Genomic DNA, 25,049 nt, shown 5'->3' on the forward strand with positions numbered 1-25,049 from the left:
CCACCACCGCGGAGCACGGGAGAGCTTTGCCGATTGGGCCGCGAACTGGTTCACGCGATCGAAGTCGAACGAGACCACGCGGCGCACGAAGAAGCGCGCACGGCGGAAGAATCGATCGACCGGGGAGGGCATCCACCCATCCTATGGGGGGGGTTCAGCGGCATCCGGGGTGCAGGCGGACGATCCCCGTTGGTCCCACGCCGGGCAGAGTGTGTCAGTGAGGCTGATCTGCGCTCGAGTGCCGACGCTCAGGAGGCCCCGGTCGTGGCGAGCATCCGCATCAGCCGCTCCATCAGCGGCAGCACGTCCCTGCCGGGGTTCAGCAGCGACTGGATGCGCAGGCCGTCCATCATGGCGAGAACCATCGTGACCTTGTCGTCCGCGGTGAGCTCCTCGTGATCCTCCGTGGTGGCCAGGCGACCGGTGGTGAAGCTTTCGCGCATCCGGTCGCGACGCGCGAGGAAGAAGTCGTGCGCCGGGTGATCGGGGTTCGTGGCGGCCACCGTGATCGCGAGCCAGTTGCGCTGCTGATCCGGATGCGCGAACTCCTCGCGCAGGACGGTTGAGAGCACGCGTTCGGCGGGGACTTCGGACTCCACGATCTGGCGGGCGAGTTCCTCGTCCTGCTCGTCGCGCAGCGCGAGCGCGGCGAGCAGGAGTTCGTCCTTGCTGGCGAAGTGCCGGAGCAGCGCGGCGTGGGTGACGTTCGCACGTGCAGCGATGTCGCGCAGCGATGCGCGCTCGTACCCGTGCTCGGCGAAGCTCGCCGACGCGGCCTGGACGATCTCGGCTCGGCGAGCCGGGGTCGTTGCGTACGGCCCGCGGCGACGACGGGCGTGCGCCGGCCCGTCGGATGCGGCGTCGGCAGTGACGGCGGACATGGAGGGCTCCCTCTGCTGCGCGCCTGACGTGTGACGCCAGGCGACTTGCCAAGTGTAACCGGAGCGGTTACATTCTACGAAGAGTTACCGACGTGGTTACTTTTAGCGGACACGCGACGTCCGCCTGGGATTGTCCGCGGGGCCGCGGGCGAGCATCCTCACACTGATAAGGGAGTCATGGTGTCTGACAACGAGCCGCGCGCGCGTGCACTCGCCGAAGGATTGGCAGCCGCGGAGCCGCTGCCCGGCAACGAGACAGCGCTCGACGTGATCGACGGTGCGACGAACGCCGGTGCGGGTGAGCCGACGACGCCGATGAGCAAGGGCTACATCTTCTGGCTGATGCTCGCGAGCTTCGGTGCGTCGATGGCGATGATGGTGCCGCTGTCGTACGGCATCGCCGTGCGCATCAGCGAGCTGGCTCCGGGCCACGAAGAGGTGCTGGGCTACATCACCGGAGCCGCGCAGCTCGTCTACCTGATCATCAGCCCGCTCGTCGGCATCTGGAGTGACCGTACGCGTTCCCGCTTCGGGCGCCGCTCGCCGTTCATCTATCTCGGCACCGCCATCGGGCTGGTCGGACTCGTCATCATCGGACTCGCGCCGAACCTGCTGATCGTCGGCGCCGGCTGGGTCCTGGGCATGGTCGGCTGGTCGATCGCCGGTGCCGCCCTGCAGACCCTGCAGGCCGACAAGCTGCCCGAGAAGCAGCGCGGAAAGGTATCGGCCCTCACCGGGCTCATGACCCAGATCGCGCCGGTTCTCGGAATCGGCGTCGCCTACGCGGTGTCCTCCAGCACGCTGCTCATCTTCCTCGTGCCGGGCGTGATCGGAGCGGTGCTGCTCGCGCTCTTCCCGCTCGTGAAGCCCGAGGGCAGCTCGAAGGGCATCCCCCCGCGCGACCACGTGACCGTGAAGTCGGTCGTCACCAGCTACGGCTTCGACGTGCGCAAGTATCCGGACTTCGCGTGGAACTGGCTCGGCCGCTTCGTCTTCTTCGTCGGCCTGTACTTCAACACCACGTTCGGCACGTTCTTCTACGCCCAGCGACTCGACCTCCCCGTGCGCGAAGTCGCCGGCATCGTCGCGACGGTCGGCATGATCGGCGTGCTCGCCGCCGCCACCGGTGCACTCGTGGGCGGTTTCCTCTCCGACAAGCTGCAGCGACGACGCCTGTTCGTCATGCTCGCCGCGCTGATCTTCGTCGCCGGTGCGGTCGTCGAGGCCACTGCTTGGTCGCTGCCGCAGATCATCGTCGGCGCCGTCCTCATGCAACTCGCGATCGCGGTCTTCGCCACCGTCGATCAGGCGATCGTCTTCGCGATCATCCCCGAGCGCGATCAGGCGGGCCGTTACATGGCGGTCATCCAGTTCGCGCAGAAGATCCCGAGCGCGATCGCCCCGCTGCTGGCCGGCGTGATCATCACCATCGGCGCGGTCGGCGGCGACAAGAACTACACGCTCCTCTACCTGGTGGGTGCCGTGTTCGCGCTCGTGGGCGGACTCATCATCCTGCTCAAGGTCAAGTCCGTCCGCTGATCCGCCAGCCCAGAAGGTACCGAGCATCATGCCGCCCACATCGCCTTACGCGCTCTCCGTCGACAGCGGCGGCGACGAGTTCACCGTCACCGGCGCCCGCCCTCGACTCTCGTGGAAGAACCCCGACGCAACCGCCCTGCGCAACGTCGTGGAAGCGAGCATCGACGACGCCGATCCGGTGACGGCCGAGGTCACCGGGCACCGCTTCGTGGAGTGGCCGTTCGGTGAACTGCGCAGCGGTAGCCGCGTGCGGTGGCGGGTGCGACCGGAGACGCTGGATGCCGCCTGGTCGGAGGCGGCGACGTTCGAAGTCGGCCTGCTCGATCAGGACTGGACCGCCGAATGGATCTCGCCGGTCGAAGGCTCCGATCCCGGCTATGGGCAGCGTCCGTCCCATCTGCTGTCCGGTCGGTTCGCACTGCCTGATGACGTCGTCTCGGCACGGCTGTACGCCACGGCGCTCGGGGTCTACACCGCGACGGTGAACGGATGCCGCGTCGGCCGCGACGAGCTCGCCCCGGGATCGAGCTCGTACGACCGCACCCTGTACGCACAGGCTTACGACGTCACCGCCGCGATCGTTCCCGGCGACAACCTCGTCGAGATCGAGCTCTCCGACGGCTGGTATCGCGGCCAGGTCGGAGCCTTCCGCCTCCCGGCTGGCTGGGGCACGACCACCGCAGCCCGGGTCGAACTGCACGCGCGTCGGAGCGACGGGACCGTGCAGGTGTTCACGAGCGACCGCACCTGGTCCAGCGCCCGCTCAGCGACGACGCGCGCCGACCTGATGGACGGCCAGACTGTCGACTTCAGCGCCGGCGTACACGGGTCGACCCCGGTGCGAGTCGGAGCTGTTCCCGACGCACCGCCGATCGACTGGTCGCCCGCACCGCCGGTGCGGGTCCTGGAATCGCGCGTGCCCGCGTCGGTCCTCGAACTCCGCGACGGAGTGTGGGTTGTCGACTTCGGTCAGAACGCCTCCGGGTGGATCCGCCTCACCGATCTCGGCACCCCCGGAACCCACACCGTGATCGAGTACGGCGAGTACGTGGATGCCGGAGGTGACCTTTCGACCACGCACCTCGACTCGAAGCGCCGCGGCTCTGAGGACATCGTCTTCGTCCAGCGCGACGAGGTGATCGCCGGCGCGCTCGGCGAGGTCTTCGAACCCCGCCATACGGTCCACGGATTCCAGTACGCGCGCATCACCCGCACGGGCGCGCCGCTGGATGCGGCATCCGTCACCATGCAGATCCTGCACACCGACCTGGCGCCGTCGGGTTCGTTCGCGAGCAGCGACGAAGACCTCAACCGCCTGCACGAGATCGCCCGGTGGAGCTTCCGTGGCAACGCCGTGGACGTTCCGACGGACTGCCCGACGCGGGAGCGCCTCGCCTGGACCGGCGACTATGCCGTCTTCGCCCCGACCGCGACGCGGCTGTACGACGTCCTCGGCTTCACGCGCAAATGGCTGCGATCGGTGCGCGACGATCAGCTCGACGACGGCCGCATCGCCAACTTCTCGCCCGACGGGCGCCGCATCAAGCACCACCTCGACGATCAATTCGCGATGATGACGGGATCCGCGGGCTGGGGCGACGCGATCGTCTCGGTGCCGTGGGAGATGTACACGGCATACGGTGACCGCGAGGTCCTCGCAGAGAACTACGACGCCATGACCCGATGGGTCGACTGGGCGCTCTCCAGCGCGCGAACCGCTCGCCACCATGCGCGGGTGCAGGCGTCGCCGGAGCCGGAGCCGTTCGAGGAGTACCTGTGGGACGGCACCTTCCACTGGGGGGAGTGGACCGAGCCCAGAATGCGCAACGCCGACGGCAAGCGCATCGATCCGATCGCGCACAACCCGATGGCCTGGTTCATGGCTGACAAGGGCGAGGTCGGCACCGCGTACCTCCACCGTTCGGCGGCGACGCTCGCCCGGATCGCGACGATCCTGGACCAGGAGGCGGATGCTGCGCGCTACGCGGACACCGCGCGACGCGTGGCAGACGCCTGGCGCGCGGCCTACCTGCGCGAGGACGGAACGACGGTCACGGACACGCAGGCCGCCTACGTCCGCGCCCTGTCGTTCGGCCTCGTCCCTGAGGGGCTGCGCACGGCGGCGGTCGATCGCCTCGTCGAGCTGATCCGCGTCGCCGGCACGCATCTCGGCACCGGGTTCCTCGCTACGGGCGATCTGCTGCCCGTGCTCGCCGACGCGGGACATGCCGACGTCGCCTACGAGCTGCTCGCGCAGCGGACGGCCCCGTCGTGGCTGTACATGATCGACCGCGGAGCGACGACGATCTGGGAGGACTGGGAGGGCATCGACGAGCACGGCGTCGCGCACGATTCCCTGAACCACTACAGCAAGGGTGCGGTGATCCGGTTCCTCCACACCCACACCCTGGGCCTCCGGCAGGACGCCGATTCGATCGCGTGGGAGAACGTCGTCATCGCACCGGTCCCGGGGCCCGGCGTGACGTGGGCTCGGGGGACGCACGACGGGCCGCAGGGCGAGATCGCCGTCGAGTGGGTCATCGAAGACGGCCGCATCCGCATCAGCGCCGACATCCCCGCAGGCACGACCGCCCGCATCGTCTTCCCTGACGGCACGACCCGCGACGCCGGGCCGGGCTGGTTCACCGAATCCGCCGCACTGCCGGCATCCGATCCCGTCTCCGCTTCGCGGTGACATTCGCACACATCGACGTGAAAGAGAGAGCATGACTATGAACGAGACCCGCTTCCCCGACGGTTTCCTGTGGGGTGCCGCCACGGCCGGACACCAGATCGAAGGCAACAACGTCAACAGCGACTGGTGGGCGCGCGAGCAGATGATGCCCGGCATGGAGCTCTCCGGCGATGCGGTCGACAGCTACCACCGCTACCGCGAGGACATCGCACTCCTCGCGGACGCCGGACTGACGTCCTACCGATTCAGCTTCGAGTGGTCCCGCATCGAGCCGGTCCGCGGCCACTTCTCCCAGGCCGAGCTCGCGCACTATCGCCGCATGATCGACTTCTGCCTCGAGCGAGGAGTCACGCCGGTGGTCACCCTGCAGCACTTCACCACCCCGCAGTGGTTCGCCGCACTCGGCGGGTGGGAGGCGCCCGATGCCCAGGCGCTGTTCTGCGCGTACGTCGAGCAGGCGTGCACAATCCTCGACGGCGTCGAGTGGGTGGCGACCATGAACGAGCCGAACATGCAGGCGGCGATCATGACCGCGATGCGGCGCCTCGCCGCATCCGGCGCGGACTGGACCAGCCCGACCGTGGAGGCCGACGGCGACGACGAGAAGAAGCAGACCCACAGTGAGTTCCTCACCTACGCCGACCCCGAGATCGGCCGTCTGTTCACACGCATCCACCATGCGGCGCGCGAGATCGTGCGCGCCCGCACCGGTGCCAAGGTCGGCTGGACCATCGCCGCTGGGGCGCTGACCGCCGCGCCCGGCGGGGAGGAGAAGCTGCGGCAGATCCGGTACGGCAAGGAGGACGTGTACTGGGAGGGGAGCCGCGGCGACGACTTCGTCGGCGTGCAGGCCTACTCCTCGCAGCAGGTGGACGCCAACGGTCTCGTGCCCCACCCGCCGCACCCCGACAACACGCTCGTCGGCACCTCGTTCCGCCCCGACTCGCTCGCCATGGCGGTGCGCCACGCGTGGGAGGTCAGCGAGCACACGCCCATCGTGATCACCGAGAACGGGATCGCGACCGCGGACGACACGCAGCGCATCCGCTACACGGCAGAAGCGCTGCGCGGCCTGCGGGGCACCATCGCCGACGGCATCGACGTGCGCGGCTACCTGCACTGGTCGCTGCTCGACAACTTCGAGTGGGGCCACTGGGAGCCGACCTTCGGCCTGATCGCCGTCGACCGCGACACCTTCGTCCGCACCCCCAAGCCCAGCCTCGCGTGGCTCGGCGAGGTCGCACAGCGCAATGGTGTCCCTGCCGAGGTGGCATCGTGACCTTTCCCTTCGCCGATGTCTCTGCCGCTTCGCTGACCGACCTGCTGTCGCTGTCCGGCCGACGGGCGGTGATCACGGGCGGAGCACAGGGGCTCGGCCGCGCGATCGCCGAGCGACTGGCCGAGGCCGGCGCATCCATTGCGATCGCCGACCTCGATGCAGGAAGAGCGGATGCCGCAGCCACCGCGATCGCGGACCTCCATGCGGTCGCGGCGGTCGGCGTCGCGATGGACGTCGCCGACTCGGCGTCGGTCGCCGAGGCCACGGACCGCGTGGTCGGCGTACTCGGCGGTGTGGACATCTGGGTCAACAACGCCGGCGTCTTCCCCAGCGCTCCGGTGCTCGAGATGAGCGACGAGCAGTGGGACCACGTGTTCGCGGTCAACACCCGCGGCGTGCGCAACGGCGCTCGCGAGGCCGCCCGCCGCATGACCGACGGGGGAGTGGTCGTGAACGTCGTCTCGACCGCCGGCTTCCGCGGCATCGCCCCGGGCCTGTCGGCCTACGTGGGGTCGAAGCATGCCGTGCGCGGAATGACCAAGCAGATGGCACTCGAGTTCGCGCCCCGCGGCATCCGGGTGCTCGGCGTCGCGCCGTCCTACGTCCCCACCGAGGGGAACATGGCCGCCGCCGCGGCGGCGATGGAGAAGATGGCGGCTGCCGGCACCGATCTGTCGAGTATGCCTGCCGCCATGTCGTACAGCCTCATCGGCCGTGTCGGCACTCCCGACGACATCGCTCGCGTCGTGCTCTTCTGCGCCAGTGACCTGTCGCTCGTGATGACGGGGAGCACGCTGCTGGCGGACGCCGGCGAGACGATCTGACGCTGACAGCGGGTCACCGATCGAAGGGAGCCGCGATGCTCAGATGGGGGATCGTCGGAACGGGCGACATCTCGGACAGGGTCGTGTCCGACCTGATCGCGGTCGAGCCGGCGTCGGTGGCAGGCGTGTGGGGGCGGACGGCGGAGCGGGCGCAGGCCTTCGCGGCGGACCACGGCGTCCGCTTCGCCACCGAGGACCGTGCGGAGCTGTTCGCCCGCGCAGACGTGGACGTGATCTACATCGCGACCCCCGCCGCCACCCACGCCGACATCGCGATCGAAGCCCTCGCGGCGGGCAAGCATGTCCTCATCGAGAAGCCGATCGCCGAGAGCGCCGTCGATGCGGCACGCATCTTCGCTGCGGCGCGCGCCGCAGGATGCTTCGCGATGGAAGCGATGTGGATGCGGTTCAACCCCCTTCACGTCGAGCTGATCGACCGCATCGGCTCGGGCCTGCTCGGTGAGGTGAGCAGCGTGCGAGCGGGCTTCGGCACTCCGTTCCGTGCCCGCGGTCGCGTTCTGACGCCGGCCCAGGCAGGCAGCGCGCTGCGGGATCGCGGGATCTATGCGGTCACGCTCAGCCACTGGTTCCTCGGTGAGCCGTCGCGGATCCTGGCGTCGGGCACATTCGAGGCGGATGTGGATGTCTCGGGCCATGCGACGCTCGAGGGCCGAAGCGGGTTCGCGCAGCTCTCCTGGTCCGGCACGGAGTTCCTCGATCTGTCGGCCTCCGTGGCCGGGGAGAGAGGCTGGGTGACGATTGCTCCGATGTTCTGGGCAGGGACGCGCGCCTCCGTGCATGCAGGGTCGGTGGAGTCGATCTTCGGGTCGCCGCAAGCAGTAGAGCATCCGCGGGCGGGCAACGGGTACCGCCCCATGCTCATCGCTGTCGCCGATGCGATCGAATCGGGGCTCCTCGAGCACCCGTGGCACACCCACGCGGACACGCTGGCGGTCTCCCGGGCGATGGATCAGATCCTCTTCGAGATGTAACCCGGCGATCCGCGCCGAATCTGTACTTACGCTGCCGCTTCAGTTCTACTCCAGCGCGTACGGGCGGACATAGCGTTGCGATCGCCTCGATGGAGTCGTGGAATGGGCCACGGCGCCGAGGCGATGACCCGAAGGAGTGTGAACGCGATGGCGCGTACGCCCAAGCAGTCAGCCAGCGAAGCCGATGGCGTGGTGTACCGCCGTGCCCGGACGTGGGAGATCGCCTTCTCCCAGTTGAACAACGGCTCCGCCATGATCTTCTACGTGCTGGTCGGGCTCATGAGCTACCTGCAGAACGCCGGATACGGCATCGCGGTGGCCGTCGCGGGCATCATCCTCACCGTCACCCGCGTCTTCGACGGACTGATCGACCCGCTGATCGCAATCGTCATCGAGCGCGTGACCTTCCGCTTCGGCAAACTCCGGTTCTTCATGCTCACCGGCTGGGCGATCCGTTCGCTGGCGATCCTGCTCCTGTTCGTCTGGGGCTCGGACACCGGTCTCGGCCCCGTCTTCTTCATCGCGATGTACCTCGTGTACATCGTCGGCTCGTCCATGAACGACATCGCCGGGCAGATGTCCGGTCCGGTCCTGACGAACGACCCGCGGCAGCGTCCGACCGTGCAGGTGTGGGCGACCGTCTACGCCTACCTCATCCCCGCCATCTTCACGATCATCTCCACGGTGGTCTTCCTGCCGCGCCACGGCAACGAGTTCACGGTCGCCATGCTCAGTGAGACGGCGATCATCTACGTCGTCTGCTCGTTCTTCTTCCAGGTGCTCGCCTGCGTGGGAGTCTCCCGCGTCGACAAGCCCGGGAGCTTCGAGCACCTCTCGATCACCAAAACGGATGCCAAGGTCTCCGCGCGCGACATGTGGAACGTGCTCGCCCACAACGGGCCGTTCCAGCGCTACCTGATCAGCGGCGCCTCCGACAAGCTCGCTCAGGTCGTCAGGTCGCAGGCGGTGATCGGAACTCTGATGTGGGGGATCCTGCTCGGCAACATGCAGCTCGGCACGACCCTCAGCCTGATCGCGATCCTCCCCGGCATCGTGTTCGCGATCTTCGGAGCCCGCTACAACGGCAAGCACGGCTCGAAGGCCGCCACGGTCACCTGGACGTGGATCTGCCTCATCCTGGCCGCGGTCCTCGCCGGGTTCTGCGTCGTGATCGACCCCCGCTCCATCCTCGGCAGCCTCCCGCTCACGATCATCTTCTTCCTCGTCTACCTGCTTCTCAACGGCGCGTCGATGGTCGTCACGGTCGCTTCGGGCGCCATGCGCGCCGACATCATCGACTACGAACTCGACCGCTCCGGCAAGTACCTGCCTGCAACCGTGACCGCGACGTACAACATCGTCGACCAGATCATCTCGTCGCTCGGCTCCACGCTCGCCCTGGGAGCCGTCGCGCTGATCGGATTCACCACGGTCATGCCTCAGCCCACGGACAGCCCGAACCAGGCGATCCTCTTGATGACGATGCTCCTCTTCTTCGGTCTCCCCATCCTCGGCTGGGTCTGCACGCTCTTCGCGATGCACGGCTACAAGCTGGATCGTGTCGAGATGATCGAGGTGCAGAAGCGCGTCGCGAACCGCAAGGCAGCGCTGGCAGAGGAGCAGCCGGCCGAGTCGCTCGCCTGACGTTCCGGCTGCCTCGTCACCTGGCGTGGAGCTCCCGGTAGGCCGTCGGAGTCACCCCGTACTCGGCGCGGAAGACCTTGACGAAGTAGTTCGCATCGTCGTAGCCGACGAAGAGCGCGATGTCCCGGACGCTCTGCGAGGTGGTCGCGAGGAGGCGCGCCGCACGCTCCGCCCGGCGACGGGCGACATAGCCGACCACGGTGGTGCCGGTCGCCTCTTTGAACCGGCGCGCGAGCGTCGACGTCGAGACCCCGAGCCGTTCGGCCAGCTCCGCGGTCGAGACATGGTGACTCAGGTGCAGATCGATCTCGTCGGTGACGCGGCGGACGAGAGGGGGATAGCTGCGCTGCCGATGGCGCCGCACGCCCTGACAGAAGTCGGTCACCATCTGCGCCGTGAAGCCGAACGTGCGGCGAGGGTCGGACGTATGGCCGATGCGATGCAGGCGCTGGGCGTATTCCTGCGAGATCGCGTCGATCGTCACAGCGGGCAGGCCTCCGCGCTGGGCGGCGACGCGCGCCATGATCCGCAGGATCGTCGCTCCGAGGAAGGGCGTGTTCAGATAGCCGCTGATCCGCGGCATCCCCGACAGCCGTTGCAGCGCGGCCAGAGCCTGCTCGGCCGACCCGTCGGCGACGGCATCCATGAACTCCTGCTCGCGCCGATAGCGCTCCTCCACCACCGCGAACGAGGCCGACTGCGGGGCGTCCCCGAGCCCGGGCGAGATCGTCCCCGCTTCCGCCTTGATGTGCTGGAGGCTGCCGAGCGAATCCTCGAATCCGGCGGCACGCAGAAGCGCGGCGGCACCGCGGTACACGTACTCCGCGTCCACGATCGGATAGCGGGTGCGGTACAGCTTGTAGTGCGAGAGGTGGGCGGTGGGAATGGCGAGGCGGCTCATCAGCTCCTCCGCGGTGCCCGGATACATCGGCTCGTGCGTGTAGGGGCCGATGAGGAGCAGTCGATCGCTCCCGCGTGCGACTGCCAGGGCCATGCCGAGTGGCTCCTCGATCTCGTGGACGACCTGGCCCGGCATCTCGTCGACGAACGTGCGCAGGGCGGCGGCGGTGAAGGCGGGCTGAAGCTGCGGGTTCAGGCAGTGCTCGTGCTCGAAGGCCGTCAGGGCAGCATCGACGTCTCCGGTGAGGACCACGGGGCAGCTCAGCACTTCGGCCAGCACCGCCAGGATCGCCTCGAGCGTCGAACCGCGATCGGTCGGTGTCGTCGTCGTCACGGATGCTCCTCTCGCCGGCGGACCCGTGCGGGATCAGTTCTGTTCGTGCGCGAGCAGTTCTATCATCCTCCTCTTCGGCGTTCGTAGGTTGGAATGGCCCGGGAATCGCCGGTGCTGTGCGCCGAAGGAGACCACAATGACGCCGCCTCCCACCACGCCCCCGCGACGGGTGATGCCGATCCTCGACGAGTGGGCGTTCGCCCCCGTCGAGCTCGCGACGGATTCGAGCTGGGATGCCGTCGTCGCCGCGGGCGAGACGGTCACCGTGCCGCACACCTGGAACGCGGCGGACGGGCAGTCCGGCGGCGGGTACCGGCGCGGGCGCTCGACGTACGCGCGGCACATCGCGGCGATGCCCGGCAGTGCAGAGACGTGGGTGGAGTTCGCCGGTGTGAACTCCACCGCCGAGGTGTACGTCGACGGTCAGGTCCTCGCCCGGCACGACGGCGGATACTCGACCTTCCGCGTGGACCTGACTCGTGTCCTCAAGGATGGCCCCGCGACACTGCTCGTGATCGTCGACAACGCCGCGAACGACTCGGTCTACCCGCAGCAGGCCGACTTCACGTTCTACGGCGGGATATACCGCGATGTCCGGCTGCTCGGTGTCGGCTCCTCCCACTTCGCGCTCGACGAGGCCGGTGGTCCCGGCCTGACAGTCACGCCGCGCCTCGACGGCCACCGCGCCGACGTGGAGATGGGCGCCCGCGTCACCGGCGTGGGTGAGGCATCCGTGCGCTTCCTCGTCGCCGGCGAGTCGGCGGTCACCGTCCCGGTGTCGGGCGACGAGGTGACCGCGACGATGCCCATCGAGAGCGTGCGCCGCTGGCACGGGCTGCGCGACCCGCACCTGTACACCGCACGCGCCGAGCTGCTCGTCGCGGGCGTCGTAGTCGACGAGGTCGAGCTGCGGTTCGGATGCCGCGAATTCGCGGTGGATCCGCAACACGGCTTTCTGCTCAATGGCGAGGAGTACCCGCTCCGCGGTGTCTCGCGCCATCAGGACTTCGAAGGCGTCGGCAACGCCATCACGGAGGAGATGAAGCAGACCGATCTCGCGTTGATCCGCGAGCTCGGCGCCACGACCGTACGGCTCGCGCACTACCAGCACGACCAGCGCTTCTACGACCTGTGCGACCAGGCGGGCATCGTGGTGTGGGCGGAGATCCCGCAGATCACGGTGTTCCTCCCCGGCGCGACCGGCAACGCCCGCGACCAGCTCACCGAGCTGATCGTCCAGAACCGGCACCACGCGAGCATCGTGTGCTGGGGGTTGTCGAACGAGATCACCCTCGCGGGCGCGGGCGCGGACGTCGTCGGTGCCCACCGTGAGCTGAACGACCTCGCGCACCGGCTTGACCCCACGCGGCTCACCGCGATGGCCCATCTCTTCCTGCTCGAGACCGACCACCCTCTGGTCACCGTGCCCGATGTGATGTCGTACAACCTCTACTTCGGCTGGTACGTCGGTGAGACCCCCGACAACGACGCGTGGCTGGACGACTTCCACGCCGCGCACCCCGAGGTCGCGATCGGACTCTCGGAGTACGGCGCCGACGCGAACCCGCAGTTCCAGTCCGCCGATCCAGCGAAGGGTGACTACACGGAGGGCTACCAGGCGCTGTACCACGAGCACCTGGTCGAGATGATCGAGGAGCGGCCCTGGCTCTGGGCGACCCACGTGTGGAACCTCGCCGACTTCGGTTCGGCGGGTCGTGATGAGGGCGGGGTCGCCGGCCGCAACCAGAAGGGGCTCGTCTCGTTCGACCGCACCCTCAAGAAGGACGCCTTCTACGTCTACAAGGCGGCATGGTCGGCCGAGCCCTTCGTGCACATCGCGGGCCGGCGGAGGGCGGACCGCGCGGAGGAGGTGACCGAGGTCGTCGTGTACTCCAACCAGCCCTTCGTGACGCTTCTGGTCGATGGCAGGGAGGTCGAGGCGACCGAGGGGCGTCGAGCGTTCCGATTCCAGGTGCCGATCGCCGGGCAGCACCAGATCACCGCCCGGTCCGGCGAGGTGTCCGACACCATCCTCCTGCGCAAGGTCGACGAGGTCCCGGCAGCCAGCGTCATGCCCACGACGACGATCGCCAACTGGTTCGACGACGCCGAACTGCCCAGCCCTACCGGGTTCTACTCCATCCGCGACACCCTCGCCGACATCAAGCGGTCCGAGGATGGCGCGCGCCTCATCGCGTCGGTGATGGACGCGATGGCGACCAGCCGCGGCGAGGTCGGGAAGGGCGTCCAGATCCCGCCGTCGATGCTCAAGATCATCGACCGCATGAGCGTGGAGAAGCTCCTCCGGCAGGCCGGGGAGGTGCCGATCGAGCAGGTCGCGGCGCTCAACGCTCAGCTCAACCTCATCGCGAAATGAGCACCCCGCCGCGCGCGGGCCGTGCGCACCGCCTCTTCCCTGCCGAACCACGCGTGCGCGAGGTCGCGGCAGACCTGTACGGCGAGGTCGCGGATGCCTCGATCATCTCGCCGCACGGACATGTGGATCCCCGAATCCTGGCAGACGACATCCCGTTCGCGGATCCGACAGAGCTCTTCATCACTCACGATCACTACGTCACGCGGCTGCTGCATTCGGCCGGTGTCTCTCTCGAGGACCTGGGTCTGGACCCCGCGCACACGGTCGATCCGCGCCAGCCGTGGCGCACTCTCGCCGCTCATTGGCACCGTTTCGCCGGAACCGCCAGCGGCTACTGGCTCACCGACGAACTCGAGTCGCTCTTCGGAGTGACAGAGGAGCTCTCGCCGGAGAACGCCGACGCCGTCTACGATCGCATCTCGTCGGCGCTGCGCACCGACGGGTTCCGCCCTCGCGCGCTCTTCCGGCGGTTCCGCATCGAGGTCCTCGCCACCACGGACGACCCGCTCGATGATCTCTCCGTGCATGCGCGCCTCGCGGCGGACCCCTCCTTCACAGGCCGGGTGGTGCCGACCTTCCGGCCCGACGCGTACCTCGACCCCGAGGCATCCGGATTCGCCGACCGCATCGAGCGACTCCTCGATGCCACCGGCCGCAGCGCGACCTTCGACGGGTACCTCGGTGCGCTCGAAGACCGTCGAGGCTTCTTCGTCGACCATGGCGCGGTGTCGGCCGACCACGGCGTGCTCAAGCCGTTCACCGTCGACCTCGACGCCGCGGCCGCAGACAGGCTGTTCGCTGGAGCGCTCGCCGGCGGACTCAGCGACGCAGAAGCGCGACTCTTCCGCGGCCACATGCTCTTTCAGATGGCGCGCATGAGCACACAGGACGGCCTGGTCATGACGCTCCACCCGGGGGTGCGGCGCAACCACCACCGGCCCACCTCGGAGGTCTTCGGGCCCGATACCGGGCACGACATCCCGGTACGGACGGAGTACACCGAGAACCTCCGCCCGCTGCTCGAGGCTTTCGGCGCTGTCCCGGGGTTCCACCTTGTGCTGTTCACCGTGGATGAGACGGTGTTCTCCCGTGAGATCGCACCGCTGGCCGGGTTCTACCCGAGCGTCTATATCGGCGCTCCGTGGTGGTTCCTCGACGCGCCGGATGCGATGCGCCGCTGGCGCTCGGCGATCACGGAGACCGCGGGGTTCTACCGGTCGAGCGGATTCATCGACGACACCCGGGCATTCCTGTCCATCCCGGCGCGGCACGATGCGTCGCGCCGCGTCGACGCCGGCGTGCTCGCTCGGCTCGTGGAGGAAGGTCGCGTGAGCGCACCGACGGCGCGCCGGATCATGCGCGATCTCGTCGACGCCATCCCCCGAGAGGTGTTCAAGCTGTGAGTGCGACGACTCCTCGCACCGATGCCGCTCTCGGCGCCTTCCTCGATCGAGCGAGTGCGGGAGTGCCCAGCCCGCCCGAGCGGATCGTCCACCTCGGCCTGGGCGCCTTTCACCGAGCACACCAGGCGTGGTACACCGCGCACGCGTCGAATGCCGGTGCGTGGGGGATCGTCGCGTTCACCGGACGCAGCCGCGACCTCGTGGATCGGATGACTCCGCAGCAGGGCCTGTTCACGCTGGTCGAGCGCGGCGCCGAGCGCGACAGATATGAGATGGTGCCGAGCATCGTCCGTGTGGAAGCCGGTGACGACGTCGCCCTCTTCGTCCGCGCGGTGGCGAGTCCTGACGTCGCGATCCTCACACTCACCATCACCGAGGCGGGATATCGCGTCGACGCGAGCGGCAGCCTCGATCAGAGTGATCCCGCGACGAAGGCGGACATCGGCCTTCTCCGCGCCGCCGTCGCGGGCTCGGTGGAGCTGGCGGAGGCGACGTATCCGCGGACCGCGCTCGGTCGGATCGTACTGGCCCTGCACGCCCGCCGTCTCGCCCGCGGCGGGCCCATCGCGCTCGTCTCGTGCGACAACCTCCCGGACAACGGCGGGGTCCTGCGCCGCGCCCTGTGCGACCTCGTCGCCAGAATCTCGCCCGACCTCCTTTCGTGGATCAGTGAATCGGTGTCGTTCGTCTCGACATCCGTCGACCGGATCACGCCGGCCATCGACACGGCGACCGAGTCCGCGGCGGTCGCCGAGGCGACTGGATGGCTGGATGCGGCGCCCGTCGTGACCGAGCCGTTCTCGGACTGGGTGCTCAGCGGCGACTTCCCCGCCGGTCGCCCCGATTGGGAGTCAGCCGGCGCCCGGTTCGCAGAGGACCTCGCCCCGTGGGAGAGCAGGAAGCTCTGGATGCTGAACGGGGCGCACACCGTCCTCGCCGCACTCGGGCAGGCGCGGGGGCACACGGTGGTGAGCGCCGCAATCGACGACCACGTCTGCCGCCGTGTGGTGCGGGCGCTGTGGGACGACGCGGCCCGCCAGCTGCCGATGCGGGATCTGTCGGGATACCGCGTCGCGCTCGTCCAGCGGTTCAGGAACCGGCGCATCGAGCATCGGCTCGCCCAGATCGCTCTCGACTCCACCACCAAGATGCGGCTGCGGGTCGTGCCGGTCGCGCTGGGCGAGTTGGCGGCGGGGAGGTCCGCGGACGGATGCGCGGCCGCGATCGCTGCGTGGATGGTGGGCGTGGGCGCCGGCACGGTCCCGCACCCCGCTGGCGTCGACGTGCACGGGAGCGGCATCCTCGATCCTCAGACCCTCGCGGATCTGCTCGACGCTCTCGATCCGCGGCTGTCGGCCGATGCCGCGTTCGCGGCGCGCGTCGCCGATGCGTTCGGCCGGCTCGCGGCATCCCGAGTGTCCACCTCATCGTCCACAGAAGGAACAGGAACCCCATGATCATCGACAAGGCCGAGGTCATCGTCACCAGTCCCGACCGGAACTTCGTGACACTGAAACTCACGACGGACGACGGACTGACGGGGCTGGGAGACGCGACGCTGAACGGGCGGGAGCTCGCGGTGGTGGCGTACCTGCGCGAGCACGTGGTCCCGCTGCTGATCGGGGCGGACGCCTCGCGCATCGAGGACACCTGGCAGTTCCTCTACCGTTCGGCGTACTGGCGCCGCGGCCCGGTCACCATGGCGGCGATCGCCGCGGTCGACATGGCGCTGTGGGACATCAAGGGCAAAGCGGCCGGGATGCCGGTCTACCAGCTGCTCGGTGGTGCGAGTCGCACCGGACTCATGGCGTACGGCCACGCCTCGGGCAAGGAGCTCCCCGAGCTGTTCGACTCGATCCGCGCGCACCAGGAGCAGGGCTACAAGGCGATTCGCGTGCAGACCGGGGTGCCGACGCTGAAGGCGATCTACGGTATCGCCGCGCAGGGAGCGGATGTCGGTGACGCGACCGTCCGCTACGACCATGAGCCCGCACGTCGCGGCGCCAAGCCCGTCGAGGAGGACTGGGACACCCGGGCGTATCTCACTCATCTGCCGGGGGTGTTCGAGGCGGTGCGCAACGAGTTCGGGCCCGACATCCCACTCCTCCACGACGGTCACCACCGGATGACCCCGATCCAGGCGGCGAGGCTCGGGAAGGATCTCGAGCCGTTCGACCTGTTCTGGCTCGAAGACTGCACACCTGCCGAGAACCAGGAGGCGCTGCGGCTGGTGCGCCAGCACACCACGACGCCCTTGGCGATCGGCGAGATCTTCAACACGATCTGGGACTTCAAGGACATCATCCGCGACCAGCTCATCGACTACGTTCGCGGCGCAGTGACGCACATGGGTGGCATCAGCCCGCTCAAGAAGACCCTGGACTATGCGGCGATGTACCAGATCAAGTCGGGCATGCACGGCCCTACCGACATCTCACCGGTGGGGATGGCGGCCGCCATGCACCTGGGACTGGCGATCCACAACTTCGGCATCCAGGAGTACATGAAGCACGGGGCGATGACCGATCGGGTGTTCCAGCAGTCCTTCACCTGGACCGACGGCTACCTGCACCCCGGAGATCAGCCGGGCCTGGGCGTCGAACTCGACGTGGATGAGGCCGGCAAGTACCCGTATGAGCAGGCTTACCTCCCTTACAACCGACTGCTCGACGGCACCGTCCACGACTGGTGAGACCGCGCTCGGGCAATCCGCGGTCCGTCCAGGACGCAGTGAGCGGAGACCTCGCCTTCGACGAGGCGCGTGGGGCTGCCATCGGGGAGGATGAGTTCGCCCGGGACCCCTTCGGGCAGTGACACGACGATCGTGAACTCGTCCCCGTCGACCTGCCAGTCGCACGAGACCAATCCTCGCGGGGTCTCGAGCCGCGTCCGTGCCCAGGTGATCCCCGGCCCGGGGACGGGCTGGATGCGTACCCGCGCATAGCCGGGCTCTGCCGCTCGCACTCCTCCGACGACCTGGTAGATCCAGTCTGCGACCGCGCCGAGGGCGTAGTGGTTGAAGCTCGTCATATCGCCGGCGTTGACGGTGCCGTCGGGGAGCATCGAATCCCAGCGCTCCCAGATCGTCGTGGCGCCCATCGTGATCGGGTACAGCCACGACGGGCACTCGCGCTCGAGGAGCAGGCGATAGGCGTCGTCGATGTGTCCTGTCTCCGACAGTGCCCAAGTGACGAAGGGAGTGCCGGCGAAGCCCGTGGTCACGCGATAGCCGGAGTCGCGCACCAGGTCTGCGAGGCGGTCGCCCGCCGTGGTGCGGTCCGGTTCGTCCAGCAGATCGAAGGCGATCGCGAGGGCATAGACCGTCGCGCAGTCCGAGAAGACGATCCCCTGATTTACGTAGTGCTCGTTGAAAGCGGCTCGGGTCGTCTCGGCGAGCCGTCTCCAGCGGGCAGCATCCACCTCCTCACCGAGGATCTCCGCGGCCTCTGTGGCGAATGATGCCGACCGATAGAGGCACGCGGTGGCGACGACGGACGGGTCAGCCTTCGCCGCGGCTGGATCCTCGGGCGGTGAGTCCGGGTCGAGCCAGTCGCCGAGCTGGTTCCCGAGGTCCCACAGGCCGGTCGGCGAGACATCCTTCTCGGCGGACTCGAGATGAAGGACCATGGCGGGGTAGTGCGACGCGAGCCTGTCGCGATCGCCGTAGGCGTGCCACAGGGCCTGCGGCACCCACACCGCCGCATCGCCCCAGACCGCCGTCGCACGGTGCCACGGGAGCGTGAACCCGTCCGGAAAGTTCGCGTACTTGAGGACATCGGGCACTGTCAGGGGAACGATGCGTCCTTCGGTGTGCTCGGTCTCGGCGCGCAGGTCCTGAAGCCAGCCGTCGAGGAAGTCCGCCGTGTCGAACTGGAATGCCGCGGATGCCGCGTACGCGGCGATGTCACCCGTCCATCCGAGTCGCTCGTCGCGCTGCGGGCAGTCGGTCGGCACGCTGAGGAAGTTGCCCTTCTGACCCCAGATCGAGTTCTGGATGAGCTGGTTCACCAGCGGTTCGGAACACTCGAACGCGCCGATGCGGTTCATCCGGGAGTGGACGACGACCGCCTCGATGGCGTCAGGATCGACGTCGCCGGGCCAGCCCTCCACCTCCGCGTAGCGGAACCCGTGGAAGGTCAACGTCGGCTCGAACGTGTCGACGCCACCCGAGAGGATGAACCGGTCTGTCGCCTCGGCTCCGCGAAGCGGGCGGGTTCCGAGCTCGCCATCCTCGAGAACCTCGGCATGTCGGATGACGATTTCCTGACCTTCTTCACCCTGGAGCGTGAACCGCACCCACCCGACGAGGTTCTGCCCGAAGTCGACGAGGGTGCGGCCGGTGGGAGATGTGAACACCGCGGTGGGGTGCAGGATCTCGTGGCGCAGGACGGGGGGTGCCGACTGCGCGAAGAGCGTGGTCCGGTCGATGTCGGTGACGCGAGTCACGAGGGGGGTCGTGCCGCCGCGGGCGTCGATCGTCTGCCCGTTGTAGAGCGAACTGCGGATGCCGGAGCCCTCGGCGATCCAGTCCTGCCCGGTCGCGATGGTCTGGGTGGAGCCGTCAGCGTATGTGATCACGAGTTCGGCGGCGATGCAGGTCTCGTCGCCGTAGTTCGCGTTGGCGCGCGCGAATCCCAGGTCGCCGCGGTACCAGCCGTTCGCGAGGAGCAGCTCGATGCGCAGATCGGCACCGGAGCCGCCGGCGAGCTGCGCCGTGACGTCGAACGTCTGGTACGCAAGCCGCCATTCGTACGCGGTCCAGCCGGGATTGAGAACCGACTCGGTCACCGGCTGTCCGTCCAGGGATGCTTCGTAGATGCCGTGCGCGGTCGCGCGGAGCGTAGCCAGCACGATGTCCGCGCGGGGGCGATCGAGGCGACCAGTGGTCCGGAACCGCACGACGGCGTCCCGGTCGCTGTCGGCTGCGAGGAAGTGTGCGGATCCCAGCTCGGTGGCGATCGGAGGGGTGGGCGACATTTCGTGGTCCTTTCGTGGATCGCTCACGCGCTCGCGCGCACGACGAGCATCGCATCGCGTGCGAGCTCGATGGAGAGCGGGTCGGCGCCGCCCGGGTACTGCATGGGTGACGGGATATAGGCGAAGGCCACTCCCGTGGCCGGGTCGGCGAACGCGAGGGCGCCGCCGGCGCCGTCGTGGCCGTAGGCGCCTACGCAGCCGAACGGCATCCGCGGCTGCGGAAGCATGAACACGGTCCCGAAGCAGTTGGCCACGTTGAGCACGCGGTCGATGCCCCAGGACTGCTGCTGAGCCATGTCGGCGAAGACCTCCGGATTGGCGATAGGTCGTCGCGTTCCCGGCAGTGTTGCTGCGTAGAGCAGCGACAGCCCGCGCGTATTGCCGACGCCGCCGATCGCGGCCGGTCCGCGTCGCCGGATCTCGACATTGTTGGTGGAGACCCCCTGCGGCGAGCGGTCGTCCGGCGCATCGGTGTTGGAGAACACGGCGGCGGCCAGATCGTCGACCGGAGGACGCGATGCGACTTCCGCCGCTTGCGTCGGATCGAGGCGAGGGTCCTCGACCCATCGGTATCGATGGTCGAGATCCGCTGGCAGACCCAGATAGAAGTCCGCGCCGAGCGGCTCCCGGATCTGTGTATCGAAGAACCGCTGAAGTGTCGTGCCCGCACTTCTGCGGACGAGCTCCTCCATGAGGATGCCGATCGTCAGGGCGTGGTAGCCGAAGGCGCTGCCCGGTGCCCACAGTGGCCGCTGCTCCGCGAGCACCGCCGCCGCACCGGCATCCGCTAGCTCCTGTATCGCCAATGTGCGGGCCGCGAGCGGGAGCCCCGCCCGATGAGACAGCACCTGCCGAACGGTGATGGCGGTCTTGCCGTTGGCGCCGAATTCCGGCCAGTAGTCGATGACCGCCCGGTCGAGTTCGAGCGCACCGTCGTGGACGAGCTGCGCGATGACGAGAGCGGCGACTCCTTTCGACACCGAGTAGACCCCGGTGATCGACCCGCCGTCGAGGCGCGTTCCGACGACATCGTCGAGCACCAGGTCATCGCCGATGCGGATGCTCAGCTGAGCACTGAAGCCGGGGTGTGCGGCTGCGTGGTCGTGCAGCTTGGCGGAGATGTTCTCGAAACGTGGATCGGCGGTCGCCTCCAGCACAGTCATCCTCCTCGATCGACAGGGCGGGTGCGTGTCACCCTATACCATTCGTTGAATGGTATTGCCGCGAAAGTCATCGACCGATCTGGTCGCGGGGTGTCATTCGGGCGACTGAGTCGAACTGCCGGATTGCGTCATCAAGCTCCAGAGAGTCTTGAGCCTGCGCGGCATGTCGACCTTCTCGGGCTGCAGGAGCCACTGAAGCTGCAGCCCGTCAGCGGCCGCGACCATCAGCGAAGCGAGGTCGTCGGCGTCCAATGACGCGGACACTTCACCGGCATCCTGGCGAGCCCGGATGTCGGCGCGCAGCTCACCGCGGAGCCATTCGTATCGCGACTCGAAGAAGGACCGTGCGACGCTCGGCTCATCGACACTCTCGGCCGACATCGTGACGAAGAGCCGCACGAGGCCCGGCTCGTCGACGTTGTGCTCGACGGCGGCGATCAGGTGATCGACCGAGTGGAGGTGGCGGTGATTCACGGGGTCGCCGTCGCGGTCGTCGCGGCGCCGGATCACCTCGAGGAACAGCTCCTGCTTGCTGCTGAAGTGGTGGAGGAGTCCCGCTTGGCTGAGGCCCGACTCCCGCGCGATCTCCCGCACAGAGGCGCGATCGTAGCCACGTCGCGCGAAGTGCTCGAGCGCGACAGTGAGGATCTCCTCCCGCTTCGCCACGCCCTTCGCGTAGGGCCCTCGTTCCGCCATAGTCCGTCATGGTAGCCCTCATGCGGCTGGTCCGCGGGTGGGCGTCTCGGTTTGAACACAAGTCACAGGTAGGGATTGACGAGGGGTGGTTTGTGTGTTTATCGTTTCAAACACCAATCGTTGATCTGTTTTCATCGACCAGGTTCCCGTCGCACCAAGAGACGGCTTACAGAGAGGTAAGTGATGTCCGCAGTTTCACGACGCTCGCGCGCATTTGCGGCAGCCGGCGTCATCACCGCATTCACCGTGCTCGTCGGCTGTTCCGCCGGCGGAGGCGACGACGACGCAGACGGTCCCGTGACGCTGGAGTGGTTCCAGGGATCCGGCGTCGAGACGAACATCGCCACGGCAGAGGCCTTGGCCGACGCCTTCAACGCCAGCCAGTCCGATGTCGTGGTCGAGATCGACGCCTCGGGGCCCAGTGACTCCGCCGAGCTCGACAACCTCATGAAGACGCGACTGGCCACCAACGAGATGCCGGACATGTTCTGGTACAACAGCGGTTCGCTGCTGCAGGCGCTCAACCCAGACCAGACGATGCTCAACATCGCCGACGAGGATTTCGTGGCGAACCTCGACCCCGCGTGGATCTCGGCCGTGTCGACCGCGGACGGGGTCTTCGGGGTGCCGGTGCAGACGGCGGGCGGCGGCGGCATCTTCTACAACATCCCGATGTATGAGGAGCTCGGCCTCGAGGTCCCGACGACGTGGGACGAGTTCCTCGCGAACTCTGACGCCATCAAGGCCGCGGGCTACACCGCCGTCGAGCAGACGTACGGCGACTCGTGGACGTCGCAGATCATCACGCTCGCGGACTTCTACAACATCTGGGCCAGCGACAACGAGTGGGCGGAGCAGTACACCGCCAACGAGGTCAACTTCGCCGACGACCCGGTCGCCGTCCAGAGCTTCACCAAGCTCCAGGACATCTACGACGGGGGATATCTGAACGAGGACTTCGCTTCGGCGCTGCTGAACGACGGTCTCGAGGCGGTCGCGACCGGCGAGGCCGGCCACTACCCGATGCTCGGGTTCGCGCAGGCCACGATCGCGACGAACTGGCCGGAGCACGTCGAGGATGTCGGATTCTTCGGCATCCCGGGCGATTCGGCGGAAGACGCCGGCATGACGATCTGGATGCCGCCCGCGCTGTACGCGCCGGCGAACACCGAGCACCCGGACGAGGTCAAGCAGTTCATGGCCTTCGTGGCGAGCCCGGCCGGCTGCGACGCGATCACCGAGGCGCTGGGAGCCACGGGCGCATACCTGGTCGAAGGCTGCACGGTCCCGGAGGAGGCGCCGCGCATCGTCGCCGACTTCGCGCCGTACTTCGACAGCGGCAAGATCGCGCCCGCGCTCGAGTTCCTGTCACCGGTAAAGGGCCCGAACCTCATGCAGATCGACGTCGAGATCGGCTCCGGCGTGCGTGACGGTCAGAGTGGTGCGGAGCTTTACGACGCGGATGCCGCGAAGCAGGCTCAGCAGCTCGGGCTGCCCGGCTGGTAACCCGCGGTCCACACTCACCCCGGGGGTCGCCGTCACCTGATGACAGCGACCCCCGGCACCAACGAAGGTGTCACCATGGCAACCCTTGCGCCCCCCGATTCGACAGAGACGCTGGTCACGGTCCGCGGTGGCAGACCGCCTCGCCGCCGGTACGCGCATCGCATGTACCCGCACTGGTTCCTGCTTCCCGGAGCAGCGATCTTCTTCGTGCTGTTCATCGCACCCACGTTCGCGTCGTTCTACTACGCCTTCACGCGGTGGACGCTGTTCGAAGTCGAGTTCATCGGGTTCGACAACTTCATCACGTTCTTCTCCGATCCCCAGCTGAGCAAGGGGTTCACGAACACTCTGATCTTCGGCACGCTGACGTCGGGGTTGAAGGTCGTTCTCGGGCTGCTGATCGGTCTCCTGCTGACATCCGACATCTCGGCGCGCGGCTACCTGCGAGCGGTGGTCTTCTTCCCCGTGCTCGTCAGCACCGTCGGCGTCGGCATCACATTCCAGGCGTTGATGGATCCCTACGACGGCCTGATCAACAGAACGCTCGCGGTGTTCGGGATAGAAGGGCCGGGATGGCTCACCGACCCCAATCTCGCGCTGTACTCGGTCATCGGAGTGGATGTCTGGCGGGGAGTCGGATTGGCCGCGCTCATCTATATGGCGGGCCTCGTCGCGATACCGCAGGAATACTACGAGGCGGCGAAGGTCGACGGAGCCGGCGCCTGGCACCGGTTCTGGGGAATCACTCTTCCCCTCGTGCGTCCGGCGACGACGACGGTCATCATCCTGTCCCTCATCGGCGGCCTCCGCGAGTTCCAGCTCATCTGGGTCATGACCGGCGGTGGCCCAGGGTTCGCGAGCGACGTCCTCGCGTCGGTCATCTACAAGCAGTACGCCTACGGCTTCTACGGACTGTCGACCGCCGGGAACGTCGTGCTCTTCGCCGTCGTCAGCGCCATCATCCTGCCGCTCTTCTGGTGGCTCAACAGAAAGCAGACTGAGCTGTGAGCCGGACAGTCAGGCGCCATGTCATCGGCGGCATCGCCGTGGCCGTGTCGGCCATCGTCTTCCTCGTGCCGTTCGCCTTCATCGTGGTCCAGTCGTTCAAGACCGGTCCGGACTCGGCGAGCCTCTCGTTCACCTGGCCGATCGACTTCGTCCTCTGGGAGAACATCGTCGCCGTCTTCCAGACGCGCGACTACATGCTGATCACCGCGTTCGTGAACAGCACGATCCTCACGGTGGTGTCGGTCACGATCATGGTGGTGCTGTCGGCGATGATCGGCTGGATCCTCGCCAGGCGGCCGTCACGATGGAACGGGATCATCACGTTCTTCATCCTGGCCGGGCTGATCGTGCCTCCCGCCATCGTTCCGACCGCCTGGATCATGCAATCCCTGGGGATCTTCAACACGATCTTCGGGCTCGCCCTGGTCGAGGTCGCGTACGGCATGTCGTTCTGCGTCCTGCTGTTCCGCGCGTTCGTCTCGAACATCCCCCGCGAACTCGACGAGGCCGCGACGATCGATGGAGCCGGTCCGATCCGCCTCTTCTTCCAGGTGGGGTTCCCGCTGCTGCGGAGCGTCATCGTGACGGCGATCGTCGTGCAGTCGGTTGCGGTGTTCAACGACTTCGCCAATCCGCTCTACTTCCTCCCTGGGGAGGAGAACGCGACCGTGCAGCTCACGCTGTTCAACTTCCAGAGCCAGTTCCAGACCACGTGGAATCTGTTGTTCACCGACATCCTCCTCATCACCATTCCGCCGCTGGTGATGTACATCTTCTTCAACCGCCAGATCGTGGCTGGCCTGACCTCGGGCGCCATCAAGGGCTGACCCG

Annotated in this window: 18 protein-coding genes; 13 read left to right on the forward strand and 5 right to left on the reverse strand. The window is 67.8% G+C overall.

Annotated elements, in window-relative coordinates; all coding sequences use genetic code 11:
• Nucleotides 1-248 precede the first annotated feature (248 nt).
• Nucleotides 249-881 (reverse strand): TetR/AcrR family transcriptional regulator, encoded by a 633-nt coding sequence (locus ASD93_RS15225; protein ID WP_056124923.1) that lies wholly within the window; start codon nt 879-881, stop codon nt 249-251.
• Nucleotides 882-1,058: 177 nt separating this feature from the next.
• On the opposite strand from ASD93_RS15225, the gene ASD93_RS15230 reads away from it, so the two are divergent.
• The 6 genes from ASD93_RS15230 to ASD93_RS15255 all read left to right on the forward strand — a co-directional run bounded on the left by ASD93_RS15230 (nt 1,059) and on the right by ASD93_RS15255 (nt 9,854).
• On the forward strand, nt 1,059-2,420 hold the full coding sequence (locus ASD93_RS15230) for an MFS transporter (RefSeq protein WP_056124926.1): 1,362 nt from the start codon (nt 1,059-1,061) through the stop codon (nt 2,418-2,420).
• Nucleotides 2,421-2,448: 28 nt separating this feature from the next.
• Nucleotides 2,449-5,115 (forward strand): family 78 glycoside hydrolase catalytic domain, encoded by a 2,667-nt coding sequence (locus ASD93_RS15235; RefSeq protein ID WP_056124929.1) that lies wholly within the window; start codon nt 2,449-2,451, stop codon nt 5,113-5,115.
• Nucleotides 5,116-5,146: 31 nt separating this feature from the next.
• Entirely contained in the window at nt 5,147-6,394 is a 1,248-nt protein-coding gene (locus ASD93_RS15240; RefSeq protein ID WP_200950745.1) for a glycoside hydrolase family 1 protein, read from the forward strand.
• On the forward strand, nt 6,391-7,218 hold the full coding sequence (locus tag ASD93_RS15245) for an SDR family NAD(P)-dependent oxidoreductase (protein WP_056124935.1): 828 nt from the start codon (nt 6,391-6,393) through the stop codon (nt 7,216-7,218). The genes ASD93_RS15240 and ASD93_RS15245 overlap by 4 nt, the downstream gene beginning before the upstream one ends.
• A 35-nt stretch (nt 7,219-7,253) precedes the next feature.
• Nucleotides 7,254-8,210 (forward strand): Gfo/Idh/MocA family protein, encoded by a 957-nt coding sequence (locus ASD93_RS15250; protein WP_056124939.1) that lies wholly within the window; start codon nt 7,254-7,256, stop codon nt 8,208-8,210.
• A 147-nt stretch (nt 8,211-8,357) separates the two neighbouring features.
• Nucleotides 8,358-9,854 (forward strand): MFS transporter, encoded by a 1,497-nt coding sequence (locus ASD93_RS15255; RefSeq protein WP_056124941.1) that lies wholly within the window; start codon nt 8,358-8,360, stop codon nt 9,852-9,854.
• A 16-nt stretch (nt 9,855-9,870) separates the two neighbouring features.
• On the opposite strand, the gene ASD93_RS15260 is transcribed toward ASD93_RS15255, so the two are convergent.
• Nucleotides 9,871-11,088 carry a helix-turn-helix domain-containing protein gene (locus tag ASD93_RS15260; RefSeq protein WP_056124954.1) on the reverse strand — a complete coding sequence of 406 codons (1,218 nt, stop codon included), beginning with the start codon at nt 11,086-11,088 and terminating at the stop codon, nt 9,871-9,873.
• A 136-nt stretch (nt 11,089-11,224) separates the two neighbouring features.
• Between ASD93_RS15260 and ASD93_RS15265 the strand changes: the two genes are divergently transcribed.
• From ASD93_RS15265 to manD, 4 genes are read left to right on the forward strand one after another with little or no spacing between them, the layout of a single operon-like run.
• Nucleotides 11,225-13,465, forward strand: a complete 2,241-nt coding sequence (locus tag ASD93_RS15265) for a glycoside hydrolase family 2 protein (RefSeq protein WP_056124957.1) — start codon at nt 11,225-11,227, stop codon at nt 13,463-13,465.
• A complete protein-coding gene (gene uxaC, locus ASD93_RS15270; protein WP_056124960.1) occupies nt 13,462-14,868 on the forward strand; it encodes a glucuronate isomerase in 1,407 nt (468 codons plus the stop codon). The genes ASD93_RS15265 and uxaC overlap by 4 nt, the downstream gene beginning before the upstream one ends.
• On the forward strand, nt 14,865-16,325 hold the full coding sequence (locus ASD93_RS15275) for a mannitol dehydrogenase family protein (RefSeq protein ID WP_082569418.1): 1,461 nt from the start codon (nt 14,865-14,867) through the stop codon (nt 16,323-16,325). Before uxaC ends, ASD93_RS15275 begins: the two co-directional genes overlap by 4 nt.
• Entirely contained in the window at nt 16,322-17,560 is a 1,239-nt protein-coding gene (gene manD / locus ASD93_RS15280) for a D-mannonate dehydratase ManD (protein WP_056124963.1), read from the forward strand. The genes ASD93_RS15275 and manD overlap by 4 nt, the downstream gene beginning before the upstream one ends.
• Here the strand turns inward: manD and ASD93_RS15285 are convergent.
• The 3 genes from ASD93_RS15285 to ASD93_RS15295 form a co-directional block, all read right to left on the reverse strand.
• Nucleotides 17,521-19,845 carry an alpha-L-rhamnosidase gene (locus tag ASD93_RS15285; RefSeq protein WP_082569419.1) on the reverse strand — a complete coding sequence of 775 codons (2,325 nt, stop codon included), beginning with the start codon at nt 19,843-19,845 and terminating at the stop codon, nt 17,521-17,523. The genes manD and ASD93_RS15285 overlap by 40 nt on opposite strands.
• A gap of 23 nt (nt 19,846-19,868) precedes the next feature.
• A complete protein-coding gene (locus ASD93_RS15290; RefSeq protein ID WP_056124965.1) occupies nt 19,869-21,002 on the reverse strand; it encodes a serine hydrolase domain-containing protein in 1,134 nt (377 codons plus the stop codon).
• 99 nt (nt 21,003-21,101) lie between these two features.
• Nucleotides 21,102-21,704: a TetR/AcrR family transcriptional regulator gene (locus ASD93_RS15295; protein ID WP_056124969.1), complete on the reverse strand. Its 603-nt coding sequence runs from the start codon at nt 21,702-21,704 to the stop codon at nt 21,102-21,104.
• A gap of 183 nt (nt 21,705-21,887) precedes the next feature.
• Here ASD93_RS15295 and ASD93_RS15300 point away from each other — a divergent pair, with 183 nt between their 5' ends.
• The 3 genes from ASD93_RS15300 to ASD93_RS15310 all read left to right on the forward strand — a co-directional run bounded on the left by ASD93_RS15300 (nt 21,888) and on the right by ASD93_RS15310 (nt 25,045).
• A complete protein-coding gene (locus ASD93_RS15300) occupies nt 21,888-23,210 on the forward strand; it encodes an ABC transporter substrate-binding protein (RefSeq protein WP_056124974.1) in 1,323 nt (440 codons plus the stop codon).
• A gap of 75 nt (nt 23,211-23,285) precedes the next feature.
• On the forward strand, nt 23,286-24,218 hold the full coding sequence (locus tag ASD93_RS15305; RefSeq protein WP_056124977.1) for a carbohydrate ABC transporter permease: 933 nt from the start codon (nt 23,286-23,288) through the stop codon (nt 24,216-24,218).
• On the forward strand, nt 24,215-25,045 hold the full coding sequence (locus tag ASD93_RS15310; RefSeq protein WP_056124979.1) for a carbohydrate ABC transporter permease: 831 nt from the start codon (nt 24,215-24,217) through the stop codon (nt 25,043-25,045). The genes ASD93_RS15305 and ASD93_RS15310 overlap by 4 nt, the downstream gene beginning before the upstream one ends.
• The last annotated feature ends 4 nt before the right edge of the window (nt 25,046-25,049 follow it).

Source organism: Microbacterium sp. Root180 (genome assembly GCF_001428485.1).
Lineage (GTDB): Bacteria > Actinomycetota > Actinomycetes > Actinomycetales > Microbacteriaceae > Microbacterium.